Raw genomic sequence first — 13,308 nt, 5'->3', positions numbered from 1 at the left:
GCCTGGCTTTTGTGACCTAGAGGCCGCGCAGCACCGCCAGATCTTCCGCATCCAACGGCGTCGGGATCCCGTGCTCCAGCAGGTCAGCGAAGCCACCATCGCGGCTGAGCACTGTGATCAGGTAAACCCTGCCTGGGCCTGGGTTCTCCAGGTCGTGGATCGCATCGCCGGGGACGCTGACAAAGTCCCCGCCACTGGCGGTGATGCTGGACTCACCGACGTGGAACACCACGTTCCCCCGCAGAACGAAGAACAGCTCGGCGGCCTGGTGATGGCTGTGGGCGGGGACCCGATCGCAGGGGTCATGCACCTCTAGGAACTGCGTGCAGCCGCCGGCTTCCGGCTTGCTGAGCAGGGCCAGCCGGCAGTGGTCATTGCTGCCCAGCCGAAACCCCTGGAGTTGCTCGGGATGCAGGATCCGCGGACCCATGGGCGAGGCAAGGTGCTGATCCCATGCTGGGTCGCTCCTGGAGAACGCGCCAGGACAATTCGTAGCCTGAGATCTTCATCGAGAGCTGCCTCCCCGTGACCAGGCCTGCCGCTGAGCGGATCATCGTTGCCCTCGATGGCATGGCCCCGGATCAGGCCCTGGCCTTCAGCCGCGGGGTCGAGGGCCTGCGCTGGGTCAAGGTCGGCCTGGAGCTCTTTGTTCAGGCGGGCCCTGAGGTGGTGGCCCAGTTGCGGGAGCAGGGCCTGCGTGTCTTCCTCGACCTGAAGTTCCACGACATCCCCGCCACCATGGCCGGTGCCTGCCGGCGGGCGGCTGGCCTGGGTGCGGAGCTGATCACGGTCCATGCCTGCGCCGGTCGTGAAGCCCTGCAGGCGGCCCAGGCCGCCGCTGCTGAGGGCGCCCAAGTCGCTGGACTGGCCGCTCCGACCCTGCTGGCGGTGACGGTGCTGACCAGTTGGGAGGAGCAGCGGCTGCAGCGGGAACTGGCCATCCGTCAGGACATCGCTGAACGGGTTCCGGCCTTGGCGGCCCTGGCCGCAGGGGCGGGAATTGGCGGTTGCGTCTGTTCTCCGCTGGAGGCCGCCAGCCTGCGGGCCCAGCACCCAGAACCCTTCGCGCTGGTGACCCCGGGGATTCGCCCGAAGGGCAGCGCCGCGGGCGATCAGGCCCGGGTGCTGGGTCCCGCTGAGGCCATCGCCGCTGGAGCCTCCCAGCTGGTGATCGGCCGGCCGATCACCAAGGCTGAGGACCCCACCCTGGCTTTTGCCGCCTGCTGCGCCGAGCTGGCCTAGGCCACTGCCTGCGCCGCCGGGCTGAGCTCGCCGTAGAGCCGCTCCAGCTGGTCGATGTTGCGGGTGAGGGTGTAGCGCTCCAGCGCCCGCTGGCGGGCACGCCGGCCCAGTTCTGCACTAAGGACGGGCTGGTCCCGCAGCACCGGCAGCAGGGTGCGCAGTTGGGTGGTGACCCCCTGGGTGCTGATGACGATGCCGGCCCCGCCCTCGAGCACCTCCCCATCGGCCCCGGCATCGGTGGCGACACAGGCGGTGCCACTGGCCATGGCCTCCAGCAGTGCCAGGGAGAGCCCCTCCACCAGGGAGGGAAGGAGAAAGACCTCCGCCAGCTGCAGGAGCGCCAGCCGCACGGCCTGCTCCGGTTCATGGCCCCACCAGAGGATGCCGGCGTCCTCGCCGTAGTTCTGCATCAGCGATTGGCGCATCGGACCATCGCCCACCACCACGAGCTTGCAGCCGCTGGGCTGGACCAACTTCCAGGCCCGCAGCAGCGCTTCGACGTTCTTCTCCGTGGCGATTCGCCCCATGTAGAGAAAGACCCGCTGGCCACTGAAGCGTTGGCGCAGCTCCTGCAGCCGTTCTGAGGGTGCGGTTGGGTTGCTGGGACTCCAGCGCTGGGGGTCGACCCCGTTGGGGATCACCGCCAGGCGATCCCTGGGGACCCCGAGTCGCATCAACACATCCGCCTGCAGCTCCGAGAAGACCACCACCCGGTCGTACTTGGCCAGGGATGGGGCGTAGAGCTGATAGGTCAGCTGCTGGGTGCCGGCGCTCAGGTTGCGCAGGCTGGCGTCAAAGGGGGGGTGGAAGGTCGCCACCAGCGGCAGGCCCAGCTGCTGGCAGAGATCCGGCAGCCGGAAATCCAGGGGGGAGAGGGTCAAGCTGGCGTGCACCAGATCCGGTTTCAGCCGCTCCAGCGACTCCCGCAGTTCCCGCTGGGCTCCTGGCGAGGGAATCGTGTAAACCTGCGACTTGACCAGATAGGGCAGGGCCACGTCCGGGCTCGCCGTTCCTGGGCTGTCGAAGTGGATAAAGCTGATCTCGTGGCCCCGATCCCGTAGGGCCTCGGTGGTGGTCAGGCCGTAGGTGACGTTGCCGCAGAAGGGTGACTTCTTGCCCAACCAGGCGATGTGGGCCACGCAGCGGCTACTCGACCAAGTGCCGAAACTAGCAGCGTTTCCACGGCTGCTCGAGCAGCGCAGCGGCCACCGCCAGCCCCGCCAAGACCCAGAGGACCGGCAGTAGCCCGTAGCGGCTGACGATTGCGCCGGCGAGCACCAGCGGCAGGCTCAAGGCGATGTTGATCAGGTTGTTCTGCAGGCCAAAGACCTTGCCCCGCATCGATTCCGGGGTGTCCTCTTGGATGGTGGTTTGGGCGGGGATGGCCAGCAGGGCGGCCCCCACACCGAGCACCGTGCAGAGGGCGAGGGTGAAGCCGAGGCTGCCGCGCAGTTGGCCGAGCAGCACCAGGCTCCAGGCGATCGTTCCCAGGCCCGCGGAGGCCAGACGGCGGCGGTTGAAGCGATGGCCGATCTGGGCGACAGCGACGGCGCCCAGGGCGAGGCCGATGCCACTCATGGCCAGCAGGGTTCCGAATTGGGTGGGTCCCAGCTGACGGATGGCGGAGGCCAGGCTGATCGCCAAGACATAAAGCGCCGCCAGAAGGCTGTAGAGCAGCACCAGCTGGAGCATCGCGCTGCGGACGGTTGGACGCTGCTTAAGCACCTCCAGGCCTTCGGAGATCTCGCGCCAGATGTTCTCGTCGTGGCTGCGCTGCGGCGTTTCCTCGACGCGAATCCAAGCGATCGAGAGGGCAGCCAGGCCGTAGCAGAGGGGCAATAGGGCGAATTCGCCGTTGGCAATGCCCAGGGCACCCAGGCCATATTTCAGACCCCGCAGGATCGGATCACCCAGGGCAAAGCCGACGATGGTGGCGGCCATGCTCGTGGCCTGATAGAGCGAGTTGGCCGCCAGCAGCTGACGCGTGGGCACCAGCATCGGGATCGCAGCCTGCTCTGCCGGTGCAAAAAATTGGGTCAGCACCGACTCCAAAAAGGTGATGACCAGCAGGGCCCAGTAGCCCCAGCTCAGCCCCAGCCAATGGGGTCCATCCAGCAGGCAGAGGGGAGTGAGCAGGGCCAGGCCGGCACGGATGCCATTGCTGGCCACCATCACTTCGCGCTTGCGCCAGCGATCAGCCCAGACCCCAGCCACTAAACCCAGGACCATCGCTGGGATGGTGTTGGCCACATAGATCCCCGTGGCCAGCAGGGTGATCCACTGGGCCCGGCCCTCGATGCTGAGGTTGAACGCACCGGCGGCCTCCACCAGCGCACCGCCCTCGGGTGGTGTTGCCCCCGCCCAGTACTGGGCGATGAGGAACACCATCAACACGATGTAGAACTTGTCCGCCAGCTGGCTGAAGATCTGCCCAAGCCAGAGCTTGCGGAATTCGGGCAGGGCCAAAACCCCCTGGAGCCCTGTGTTGTCACCTGGAGACCGCGGGTCTTCGCTCACGTTCTTCAGGACCTCCCGGCTACCGATGATGCCCCATCGTCGAAGCACTGCCTCAGCATTCGCCAGGACCGGGCGCTGCGGTTGAGGTGTTCTCGGCACCAGAGCTCCAGCAGTTGCAGCAACCGGAGCCAGACCGACTCCGGTCCCATCAGCGTTCCATCGCGCTTGCGGGGCAACGCCGGCCGTAGCAGCCGCTGCAACAGGGCCAGCTCGGAGGCGTTCAGCACCATCTGGGCGCCGGGCACGGCGCCGATCACGAAGCCCTCACTGGGCAGCAGGCTGCAGCGCCAGTCCCAATTCCCCAGGGGGGGATCCAGGGGCTCCCCGCTGCGGCAGCACTCCGCCAGGGGCAGGGCGTAGCCCCCCAGGGCCAACAGGTGGGTGAGGCCCTGAACACTGATGGCCAGGGCTTCCAGGCTGTCTTGCTTCTCCTTGACCACCAACTCCAGGCGGGCGAGCTGCACCAGTAGGTCCTCTAGTAGACCCTCGATCGCATCGCCACTGGGCACCAGCAGCAGAGCGACCTCGGCCAATCCCTGGGCGGCGGCCAGGGTCTCCAGCCGCTCCGCCAGGTGGGAGAAGTTGCGCAGCACCCGCAGTTGGCGCACGCGCTTCAGGCCGCTGCGGCCCCCCACCTGCAGGCTGAGGACCGCCAGGGGCACAGCGGCGGCCAGGGAACTCTTGGGCTTGCGGGCGCCGGGGGCCGCCAGTCGGATCAGGCCCTCCTCATTGCTGAGGACCGTGATCAGACGGTCGCTTTCCCCCAGGGGACTGCTGCGCAGCACCAGCCCCTCAAGCCGTTGCTCTGGGCTCACGCTGCTTTGGCCCGCAGGGCCTCCATCAGGGCCACCCCCCGGCTGGTCCCCAGCCGGCTGGCCCCGGCTTCGACGAGGCCGTAGGCCTGCTCGAGTCCGCTGATGCCACCGGAGGCTTTGATCGCGGCCCGGCCACGGGCCAGTTGCCGCAGCTGTTTGACCTGCTCAAGGCTGGCCGCCGGGCCAAAGCCGCTGCCGGTCTTGAGCATGCTGGCGCCGACATCGATGCTGGCCTCGACGGCCCACTCCAGAACCTCGGGCGACAGCCGTCCCACCTCCAGGATCACCTTGAAGGGCAGCCCCAATTCGGCGATCGGGGCAAGGTCCTCGCAGAACTGACTGCTGTTGCCGTCGGCCAGGGCCCCGAAGTCCGGCACCACATCGAGTTCATCGGCACCGGCGGCCGCGGCCCATTCGGCCTCTTGGCGCTTGATCTCGGCGGGGATCGCGCCGAAGGGGAAGCCGATCACACTGATCAGCTTCGGGCCCCGCCCGCCGCTTGGACCGAGCCGCTCCCGGGCGAGATCCAGCCAGCGGGAGGCCAGGCAGACCCCAGCAAAGCCGAAGTGTTTGGCCTCATCGCAGCAGCGGAGGATGGCCTCCTGGCCCTGGTGGGGATCCAACAGGGCGTGATCGATCAGGGGAGCGAGATCGGGCAGGTCGCGCACAGTTGCGTTCAGTCCTTGGCCTGGATGACGCCAAATCCTCCATGGTTGCGGCGGTAGACCACCTGCAGCTCATCACTGCCGGCGTCGCGGAAGAGATAGAAGTCGTGGTCGATCAACTCCAGTTGATGCATGGCCTCCTCGAGGCTCATCGCCGGCATCGAGAAGTACTTGCGGCGCACCCCGCGGCTGGGCAGACCGGCTTCCTTGCCGTCCAGCAGAGATCCGCTGACGCTGTCATCGCCGGCCATCTCCACCACGCTGGGGGTCTCGCTGGCGTGGTGGCCATGGCTGTGGTGGTGGTCGCCGTGGCGGTCCTTGTAGCGGCGCAGCTGCCGCGTCAATTTCCCGGCCACCAGATCGATGCTGGCGTAGAGGTTTTCGCTGCGTTCCTGGGCGCGGATGACGGTGCCGTTGGCGAAGACCGTCACCTCGGCGGTCTGTTGCGGAACACGGGGATTGCGGGCCACCGAGAGATGCACGTCCGCCTCTTTCACCATCCCGTCGAAATGACTGGTCGCGCGCTTGAGCTTCTCTTCGGTGTACTCGCGGATGGCTGGAGTGACCTCCAGATTGCGGCCATGAATCACGAGCTTCATCCCTTGCCTCCTCGGCGGTGGACCCGCTTAAACGCTAGGAACGGTCAGTGAGTTCAACCACGGCCTCGCCCACCCGCGACGCAATCTGTTTCGAGCCCACCGGCTGCGTTCCCTTCGCGCTGGCCTGGGATTGGCAGCAGCAGTTGCAACGGCGTCTGCTGGAGGACCCCGATGGGCCGGAGGCAGTGCTGCTGCTGGAGCATGAGCCCTGTTACACCCTCGGTCGCGGGGCCGACCCGGGGTTTCTGGGCTTTGATCCAGCCGATCCCCCCGCGCCGCTGTTTCGGATCGACCGCGGCGGTGAGGTGACCCACCACTGCCCTGGGCAGTTGGTGCTGTATCCCGTGCTCAACCTGCAGCGCCATGGTGCTGATCTGCACCTCTATCTGCGGGAGTTGGAGGGGGTGGTGATCGATCTACTGGCGGAGCTGGGCTTGAAGGCCGGCCGCATGGATGGGCTCACGGGGGTTTGGCTGGAGGGCCGCAAGCTGGCCGCCATTGGGGTCGGTGCCCGCCGTTGGATCAGCCAGCACGGCTTGGCCTTGAACGTGGAGGCGGACCTCGCCGGTTTTGCCGAAGTCGTGCCCTGCGGGATTGCGAACCGGGAGGTCGGGCGGCTGGTGGATTGGCGGCCGGAGCTCTCGGCGGCGGCGCTGCGGCCACGGCTGCTGGAGACCTTCGCGCGTCGCTTTGGTTTGCAGTTGCGAGCCCCAACCCTGCAGGAGCAGCTCCAGGGGTGGTAAGACCGGGGCCAACTGACTGATATCCCCCATGCCGCTCGCCGAGATCAGCTGGACTGGCAGCCGCCAAGATCAGCGCGCCTTGGCCGAGAGGCACGACTGGAGTGCACTCCGCGGCCTTGAGCAGCTCTGGGGGCAGCTGGCTGAACGCCACGGCGATGCGCCTGCCCTGGAGGCTCCCCATGCCAAGCCACCGGAGCAGCTGAGCTTCCGCGCCCTGCATCAACAGATCGAGCAGGCTGCGGCAGGGTTTGCGGCTCTCGGGGTCCGGCCGGGGGAGGTGGTGGGGTTGTTCTCGGAAAACTGCCCCCGCTGGCTGGTGGCGGACCAGGGTCTGATGCGTCTGGGGGCTGCGGATGCGGTTCGCGGCAGCGCGGCCCCCGTGGATGAGCTGCGCTACATCGCGGGCGACTGCGGCGCGGTGGCGCTGGTGCTGGAGTCCGCAGAGCTGCTGCAGCGTTTGAAGCTCAGCAGTGAGCTCCTCGGGCAGCTGCGCTTTGTGGTGCTGCTGCAGGGGGACCGCGGTTCGGTGGTGCCGGTGGTCCCTTGCTTCACCTGGGATGAGCTGATGGCCAAGGGGGCGAGCAGCCCCGCTCCTGCCTGGCCTGAAGGCGGAGAGGAGCGCCTGGCCACCGTGCTCTACACCTCGGGCACCACAGGCCGGCCGAAGGGCGTTCCCCTGAGCCATGCCAACTTGCTGCAGCAGCTGCGCAGCCTCGGTGTGGCGGTGGCGCCGCGCCCGGGCGATCGGGTCCTGAGCGTTCTGCCGATCTGGCACGCCTATGAGCGCAGCGCGGAGTACTTCCTGCTCTCCTGCGGCTGCCAGCAGACCTACACGACGCTCAAGCAACTGCGTCCGGATCTGCAGCGGGTTCGCCCCCACTATCTGATCAGTGTTCCCCGGCTCTGGGAAGCCCTGCTGAGCGGCTTTGAGGATGCCCTCAGCGCCATGCCGGCGAGCCGCGCCAAGCTGCTCCGCTCGGCCCTGAAGGTCAGCCGCTTCCACTGCCTCTCGAGGCGGGTGGCCGCGGATCGCACCCTGATCCCTGAGCGCAAGCGCCGCCGTCTGGCCGCCGCCGCCGGGGCGCTGCTGAGTTGGCCCCTGCATGGGGTGGCCGAGCAGCTGTTCTGGCCGAAGGTCCGCGCTCAGCTGATCGGAGGGCGCCTGCGCACGGCCATCAGCGGTGGCGGTGCCTTGGCGATCCACGTCGATGGTTTCTTTGAGGCCATCGGTATTGAGCTGCTGGTGGGCTACGGCCTGACCGAAACCAGTCCGGTCTTGACCTGCCGGCGCCGCTGGAACAACCGCCGCGGCAGCTCCGGCCAACCGCTGGCGGGCACCTCCATCAAGATCACCGATCCCGAGACCGGGGCGGTGCTGGCCATCGGCGAGCGGGGCAAGGTCTTGGCCAAGGGCGCCCAGGTGATGGGCGGCTACCTGGGCAAGCCAGAGGCCACCGCCAAGGTGCTCGATGCCGAGGGCTGGTTTGACACCGGGGACCTCGGCCACCTGCTTGCCGACGGCACCTTGGTGCTGACCGGCCGCGCCAAGGACACGATCGTCCTGAGCAGCGGCGAGAACATCGAGCCGGGCCCCCTGGAGGAGTGCCTGGTGGCCTGCTCCCTGGTGGAGCAGGTGATGCTGGTGGGGCAGGACCGCAAGGCCCTGGGCGCCTTGGTGGTGCCGAAGCTGGAGAACCTGGAGGCCTTCGCGGCCGAGCAGGGGATGTCGGCCGCCGATCCGGCGCTGCTCAAGGCCCTGACCAGCCGCCTGAATCGCCGCCTGCAGTCCCGGGTGGGCGCCCGCCCGGATGAACGGCTGGCGGGGGTGGCCCTGGTGGAGGCCTTCAGCATCGACAACGGCTTGCTCACCCAAACCCTCAAGCAAAAGCGCGATCGCATCGCCGATCGCGATGCCCAAGCGATTGAGGCGATCTACGGGCGCTAGGGCCGGGAACCCGCCCGAGCCGGGCGTTGTCGGCCTCGCTCGCCCCTGACAGGCTGGGCGCCGCGAATCCCCCTTCCATGGCCGACGGTTCCCTCTCCGTGAAGCGCTCCATCACCGTTCGCGCGGTGGTGACCCCCCGTTGGAAGGAGGACGCCGAGCGCGAGATCAGCGCGGCCATCGCCAATAGCGACGCCCAGCTGGGGCAGCTCGAGCAGGAAGGCCAGCAGCTGGTGGACGCGATCCGCAGCCAGAGCGCCAACCCCCTGGATCCCCGCGTCCAGGAGCAGGTGGGTTCCGTGCAGGAGCAGGTGGCGGCCAAGCGCGCCGAGCTTGAGGAGCAGAAGCGTCAGCTGCTCGAGCAGCAGCGCCAGGTCCGCGACCTGGAGATGGAGCAGATCGTTGAGCAGGGCCAGCTCGACAGCTTCACCGACGTCAAGGTGGGCGACAACCTCGTGGAGAAGCTCCAGGTGGCTGTGGTTGTGCGCGATGGGGTGATCGAGTCGATCGAGGGAGCCCTCTAAGTCGCCACTCCGGAGGTCCCGGCCGCTGAGCCGCGTAAAATCCGCCTCAATTGAGCGGCAGACCTCCGTTGGCCACCCACGAAATCTTCATGCCCGCCCTCTCCTCCACCATGACGGAGGGCAAGATCGTGGAATGGCTGAAGAAGCCAGGTGACAAGGTCGGCCGCGGTGAGTCCGTCCTGGTCGTCGAGTCGGACAAGGCCGACATGGACGTGGAGTCCTTCAACGAGGGCTACCTCGCAGCGGTGTTGATGCCCGCCGGCAGCACGGCCCCCGTTGGTGAAACCATCGGCCTCGTGGTGGAGACCGAGGCTGAGATCGACGAGGCCCAGGCCAAGGCCCCCAGCGCACCAGCCGCCGCTGCCGCTCCCGCCCCGGCCGCTGCTCCGGCACCTACTCCTGCAGCGGCTCCTGCCCCCGCACCCGTTGCGGCAGCCCCGGCTCCCGTTGCCGCTGCCCCCGCTCCTGTGACCAATGGCCGCGTGGTGGCCAGCCCCCGGGCCAAGAAACTGGCCAGCCAGCACGGCGTCGCCCTGGAGACCCTGCGCGGCAGCGGCCCCCACGGCCGAATCCAGGCCGAGGACGTTGAGCGGGCCCTGGGTCTGACCGTGGCCGTACCCCGCGTGGCCGAGGGCTCAGCTCCCGCTGCCAGCGGCAGCGGAAATGGTGCCGCTGCTCCTGCGGCTGCACCGGCGGGCAATGCCTTTGGTCGTCCCGGCGAGAGCGTGGCGTTCAACACCCTGCAGGGTGCGGTCAATCGCAACATGGTGGCGAGCCTGGCGGTGCCGACCTTCCGCGTCGGCTACACGATCACCACCACCAAGCTGGACGCCTTCTACAAGCAGGTGAAGAGCAAGGGCGTCACCATGACCGCCCTGCTGGCCAAGGCCGTGGGTGTGGTGCTGGCCCGTCACCCCCAGGTCAATGCCGCCACCAGTGCCGATGGCAGCGCCATGGTTTACCCCGCTGCGGTGAACGTGGCCGTGGCCGTGGCGATGGAAGACGGTGGCTTGATCACCCCCGTGCTGGCCAACGCCGATAAGACCGATATCCACTCCCTGGCTCGCAACTGGGCGGATCTGGTGAGCCGGGCCCGCAGCAAGCAGCTGCAGCCTGAGGAGTACAGCACCGGCACCTTCACCCTTTCCAACCTGGGGATGTTCGGTGTGGATCGCTTCGACGCGATCCTGCCCCCGGGCACCGGCGCGATCCTGGCGGTGGCCGCCTCCCGTCCCACCGTCGTGGGCGGCAAGGACGGCTCGATCCGCGTGGCGAACCAGATGCAGGTCAACCTGACCTGTGATCACCGCGTGATCTACGGCGCCGATGCGGCGGCCTTCCTGAAGGATCTGGCCCAGCTGATCGAGACCAACCCCGAGAGCCTGGCCTTCTGATCAGCGACGATCAGCTGCTTTCGAGCTACGTCTTCGATCTCCCGGAGACGTTCATCGCCCAGCGGCCCGTGGAGCCCCGCCATGCGGCGCGGCTGCTGGCGCTGGAAGGCCCAGAGGGCTGCAGCCACCAAACGGTCTGGGAGCTGCAGCAGCTGCTGAAACCGGGTGACTTGCTGGTGGTCAACAACACCCGGGTGCTGAAGGCGCGCCTTCAGGCCCGCCGGGCCAGCGGCGGCGCGGTGGAGCTCCTGGTGCTGGAGCCTGTGGAAGGCAGTGATTGGCTCTGTTTGGCCAAGCCAGCCAAGCGCCTGAAGCCGGGCGAGATCCTGCAGATGGAGCATCCCGGTCAACCCCCCCAGCCCCTGGAGATCGTGGCCATCGACGCCGAGACCGGCGGCCGGGTCGTGCGCTTTCCGGCGGAGTGCACCACCCCAGAAGCGATCGAGGCGCTGCTGGCGCGCTATGGCGAAATCCCCCTGCCGCCCTACATCCACCAGCACTCCAGCGAGGACGACAGCCGCTACCAGACCCGCTATGCCTCGCGGCCCGGGGCGGTGGCTGCTCCCACGGCGGGTCTGCACCTCAGCGATGCCTTGCTCGAGGCCCTGGAGGCGCGAGGTGTACAGCGCACAACCGTGACCCTGCATGTGGGCCTGGGCACCTTTCGGCCGGTGGAGACCGAGGACCTGACCCAGCTGGAGCTCCACAGCGAGTGGGTTGAGGTGTCGGCGGCGGCTGTGGAGGCCGTGGCCCAGTGCCGCGCCCGCGGTGGCCGGGTGATTGCGGTTGGAACCACCTCCGTTCGCAGCCTGGAGGCTGTGGCCCAGCTCCATGGGGGCGAGCTCCAGCCCCATGCCGGGCCGGTGAATCTGGTGATTCAGCCCGGCTATCGCTTTGCGGTGGTGCAGGGACTGCTGACGAATTTCCACCTGCCCAAGAGCTCGCTGCTGCTGCTGGTCAGTGCCCTGGTCGGTCGCCGCCGCCTGCTGGATCTCTATGAGGAGGCCAAGGCCGAGGGCTATCGCTTCTTCTCCTATGGCGATGCGATGTGGATCGCACCGGAATCGGTTCTCGAGAGCGCCCGACCATAAAAAAAGCCCCCGCTTGTGCGGGGGCTTGGCTTGGATCGCTCGGATCAGGCGGCGGCCAGGTTGGCGGCCACGAAGTCCCAGTTGACCAGCTTGTCGAGGTAGGTGCTGATGTAGTCGGGGCGGCGGTTCTGGTAGTCCAGGTAGTAGGCGTGCTCCCAGACGTCCATGGTCAGCAGGGCCTTCTGGCCGTGGGCCAGGGGCAGATCGGCGTTGCCGGTCTTGGTGACCTTCAGGGTGCCGTTGTCGAGCACGAGCCAGGCCCAGCCGCTACCGAACTGGGTGGCGCCGGCTGCCTTGAAGGCCTCAACGAACTTCTCGAAGCTGCCGAAGTCAGCGTTGATCTTGTCGAGCAGCGCGCCGCTGGGGGTGCCGCCACCGTTGGGCTTGATGCACTGCCAGTAGAAGCTGTGGTTCCAGACCTGGGCGGCGTTGTTGAACACACCAGCCTTGCCGGCATCACCGGCCACGGCAACGATGGTGTCTTCGAGGCTCTTGCCTTCCAGATCGGTGCCAGCCACCAGGTTGTTGAGGTTGGTCACGTAAGCGTTGTGGTGCTTGCCGTGGTGGAACTCAAGGGTTTGGCGGGAGATATGGGGCTCGAGGGCGTCGAGGCCGTAGGGCAGCGCGGGCAGCGTATGAGCCATGAACGGAAGGATCGTGCTTTTCAATGCCCGGCCAAATGCCGGACGGCGGCGGCATCCTAACGATCGTTTGCAGTTTCGACAGTCGCGGGAACCGCACCGCTGGCGCGGCTCCCATGGAACGGATCAGCCCTTGATCTCGAGCAGTTCCACCTCAAAGATCAAGGTGGCGTTCGGGGGGATCACACCGCCGGCACCGCGCTCGCCGTAGGCCAGATCGGGGGGGATCACGAGCTTGCGCTTGCCGCCCACCTGCATGCCGGCGACGCCCTCATCCCAGCCCTTGATCACGCGACCGGCGCCGAGGGGGAAGCTGAAGGGACCGCGGCCGTAGCTGCTGTCGAACTCTTTGCCGTTCTCAAGGGTGCCGCGGTAGTTCACAACCACGAGCTGACCGGAGCTGGCCTCAGGGCCATCACCGATCACCAGGTCGGTGATGCGCAGACCGCTGGGGGTCATCCGTTCTTTGGCCGCAACCATTTCTCCTCCGAGGGCAGATGCCCCACTGTCGGCGATGACGTCGCTGGCCATGGTGAAGAGGCTGGGGTTGGGGTCCTCCGGATCGAGCTCGATCTGGCCGCTGAAGCTGGCCTGGACTGGGGCACTGGCCACGGCCTGTTGCACGGCCGGCTGGCTGGGGGCGGCGTTCACGGTGGAGGGCGCCACGATCTGGCTCACCAGTGCCAGCAAGAGGCAGCCGACGCAAACGGCGGAGCTGATCAGGATGTCCCGCATGGCTGGATCAAAGAGGCATCAAGGGCCGATTCTCGCCTAGTTGCCTCTCAGTCCGGGATCTCGAGTTGGGATTGCTTTTGCCGGAGCTGCTGCTCCAGGCGATCGATGCGGCCCCGCAGTTCATCCACCTCCCGCTGGCGGGCCAGGCCCAGGTCCTGCAGCAGGTGGTCCAGGTTGCGCTCGACCTGCCGTTCGGTCTGTTTCTCCAGCTCGGGGTTCTCGCCGCGAAGGCTGGCGAGAACGTCATCCACCAAGGCGCTGGCCTGGCTTGGATCCAGGCGCCCACTGCTGACCCAGGCCTGGGTCACGCTCCGCAGGCGATCGGCCACCAGTGAAGTGGTGCCAAGGCCGCGGAAGAGAAGTTGTTGCAGGGTCCGGCTGGGATCCATATCACTTCTTT

15 protein-coding genes are annotated in these 13,308 nt (G+C 67.5%); 6 read left to right on the top strand and 9 right to left on the bottom strand.

All coding sequences use genetic code 11. The features are described from left to right. Nucleotides 1-16: 16 nt before the first annotated feature. Entirely contained in the window at nucleotides 17-430 is a 414-nt protein-coding gene (locus QZ184_RS06445) for a cupin domain-containing protein (RefSeq protein WP_296418666.1), read from the bottom strand. A gap of 95 nt (nucleotides 431-525) precedes the next feature. On the opposite strand from QZ184_RS06445, the gene pyrF reads away from it, so the two are divergent. Continuing rightward, a complete protein-coding gene (gene pyrF / locus QZ184_RS06440; RefSeq protein ID WP_296418663.1) occupies nucleotides 526-1,242 on the top strand; it encodes an orotidine-5'-phosphate decarboxylase in 717 nt (238 codons plus the stop codon). On the opposite strand, the gene QZ184_RS06435 is transcribed toward pyrF, so the two are convergent. Genes QZ184_RS06435 through raiA form a run of 5 tightly spaced genes read right to left on the bottom strand, consistent with a single transcriptional unit; the run spans nucleotide 1,239 to nucleotide 5,838 of the window. Beyond that, nucleotides 1,239-2,381, bottom strand: coding sequence for a glycosyltransferase family 4 protein (locus tag QZ184_RS06435; protein WP_247477200.1), 1,143 nt, complete (start codon nucleotides 2,379-2,381; stop codon nucleotides 1,239-1,241). The genes pyrF and QZ184_RS06435 overlap by 4 nt on opposite strands. A 28-nt stretch (nucleotides 2,382-2,409) precedes the next feature. Continuing rightward, nucleotides 2,410-3,759, bottom strand: a complete 1,350-nt coding sequence (locus QZ184_RS06430; protein ID WP_247479886.1) for an MFS transporter — start codon at nucleotides 3,757-3,759, stop codon at nucleotides 2,410-2,412. 5 nt (nucleotides 3,760-3,764) lie between these two features. After that, nucleotides 3,765-4,574 carry a DNA repair protein RecO gene (gene recO / locus QZ184_RS06425; protein WP_296415760.1) on the bottom strand — a complete coding sequence of 270 codons (810 nt, stop codon included), beginning with the start codon at nucleotides 4,572-4,574 and terminating at the stop codon, nucleotides 3,765-3,767. Further along, entirely contained in the window at nucleotides 4,571-5,242 is a 672-nt protein-coding gene (gene deoC / locus QZ184_RS06420) for a deoxyribose-phosphate aldolase (protein ID WP_296415762.1), read from the bottom strand. The genes recO and deoC overlap by 4 nt, the downstream gene beginning before the upstream one ends. Nucleotides 5,243-5,250: 8 nt before the next feature. Further along, nucleotides 5,251-5,838 carry a ribosome-associated translation inhibitor RaiA gene (gene raiA / locus QZ184_RS06415; RefSeq protein ID WP_296415764.1) on the bottom strand — a complete coding sequence of 196 codons (588 nt, stop codon included), beginning with the start codon at nucleotides 5,836-5,838 and terminating at the stop codon, nucleotides 5,251-5,253. Between the two features lie 83 nt (nucleotides 5,839-5,921). Between raiA and lipB the strand changes: the two genes are divergently transcribed. The 5 genes from lipB to queA all read left to right on the top strand — a co-directional run bounded on the left by lipB (nucleotide 5,922) and on the right by queA (nucleotide 11,532). Next, on the top strand, nucleotides 5,922-6,581 hold the full coding sequence (gene lipB, locus QZ184_RS06410) for a lipoyl(octanoyl) transferase LipB (RefSeq protein WP_296418670.1): 660 nt from the start codon (nucleotides 5,922-5,924) through the stop codon (nucleotides 6,579-6,581). Nucleotides 6,582-6,609: 28 nt separating this feature from the next. Next, nucleotides 6,610-8,526, top strand: a complete 1,917-nt coding sequence (locus QZ184_RS06405) for an AMP-binding protein (protein ID WP_296415767.1) — start codon at nucleotides 6,610-6,612, stop codon at nucleotides 8,524-8,526. 77 nt (nucleotides 8,527-8,603) lie between these two features. Continuing rightward, a complete protein-coding gene (locus tag QZ184_RS06400; protein WP_247477206.1) occupies nucleotides 8,604-9,047 on the top strand; it encodes a YlqD family protein in 444 nt (147 codons plus the stop codon). 68 nt (nucleotides 9,048-9,115) lie between these two features. Beyond that, on the top strand, nucleotides 9,116-10,441 hold the full coding sequence (locus QZ184_RS06395) for a dihydrolipoamide acetyltransferase family protein (RefSeq protein WP_296418660.1): 1,326 nt from the start codon (nucleotides 9,116-9,118) through the stop codon (nucleotides 10,439-10,441). After that, nucleotides 10,441-11,532: a tRNA preQ1(34) S-adenosylmethionine ribosyltransferase-isomerase QueA gene (gene queA, locus QZ184_RS06390; protein ID WP_296418668.1), complete on the top strand. Its 1,092-nt coding sequence runs from the start codon at nucleotides 10,441-10,443 to the stop codon at nucleotides 11,530-11,532. The genes QZ184_RS06395 and queA overlap by 1 nt, the downstream gene beginning before the upstream one ends. 44 nt (nucleotides 11,533-11,576) lie before the next feature. On the opposite strand, the gene QZ184_RS06385 is transcribed toward queA, so the two are convergent. The 3 genes from QZ184_RS06385 to QZ184_RS06375 all read right to left on the bottom strand — a co-directional run bounded on the left by QZ184_RS06385 (nucleotide 11,577) and on the right by QZ184_RS06375 (nucleotide 13,297). Further along, entirely contained in the window at nucleotides 11,577-12,176 is a 600-nt protein-coding gene (locus QZ184_RS06385; RefSeq protein WP_010315495.1) for a superoxide dismutase, read from the bottom strand. 123 nt (nucleotides 12,177-12,299) lie between these two features. Next, nucleotides 12,300-12,908 (bottom strand): FKBP-type peptidyl-prolyl cis-trans isomerase, encoded by a 609-nt coding sequence (locus QZ184_RS06380; RefSeq protein ID WP_010315497.1) that lies wholly within the window; start codon nucleotides 12,906-12,908, stop codon nucleotides 12,300-12,302. A 47-nt stretch (nucleotides 12,909-12,955) separates the two neighbouring features. Further along, on the bottom strand, nucleotides 12,956-13,297 hold the full coding sequence (locus tag QZ184_RS06375) for a hypothetical protein (RefSeq protein ID WP_010315499.1): 342 nt from the start codon (nucleotides 13,295-13,297) through the stop codon (nucleotides 12,956-12,958). Nucleotides 13,298-13,308: the final 11 nt, after the last annotated feature.

Source organism: Vulcanococcus sp. DEBay_Sum22DG08_74, assembly GCF_017852955.1.
Taxonomy (GTDB): Bacteria; Cyanobacteriota; Cyanobacteriia; order PCC-6307; family Cyanobiaceae; genus Vulcanococcus.
This window is presented reverse-complemented; position numbering and strand designations above follow the sequence as displayed.

What these genes read in the sequence shown, in the direction of transcription:
- raiA (WP_296415764.1), bottom strand. Translation starts at nt 5,838, where the DNA reads ATGAAGCTCGTGATTCATGGCCGCAATCTGGAGGTCACTCCAGCCATC.
- QZ184_RS06380 (WP_010315497.1), bottom strand. Translation starts at nt 12,908, where the DNA reads ATGCGGGACATCCTGATCAGCTCCGCCGTTTGCGTCGGCTGCCTCTTG.
- QZ184_RS06385 (WP_010315495.1), bottom strand. Translation starts at nt 12,176, where the DNA reads ATGGCTCATACGCTGCCCGCGCTGCCCTACGGCCTCGACGCCCTCGAG.
- QZ184_RS06445 (WP_296418666.1), bottom strand. Translation starts at nt 430, where the DNA reads ATGGGTCCGCGGATCCTGCATCCCGAGCAACTCCAGGGGTTTCGGCTG.
- QZ184_RS06375 (WP_010315499.1), bottom strand. Translation starts at nt 13,297, where the DNA reads ATGGATCCCAGCCGGACCCTGCAACAACTTCTCTTCCGCGGCCTTGGC.
- QZ184_RS06400 (WP_247477206.1), top strand. Translation starts at nt 8,604, where the DNA reads ATGGCCGACGGTTCCCTCTCCGTGAAGCGCTCCATCACCGTTCGCGCG.
- QZ184_RS06405 (WP_296415767.1), top strand. Translation starts at nt 6,610, where the DNA reads ATGCCGCTCGCCGAGATCAGCTGGACTGGCAGCCGCCAAGATCAGCGC.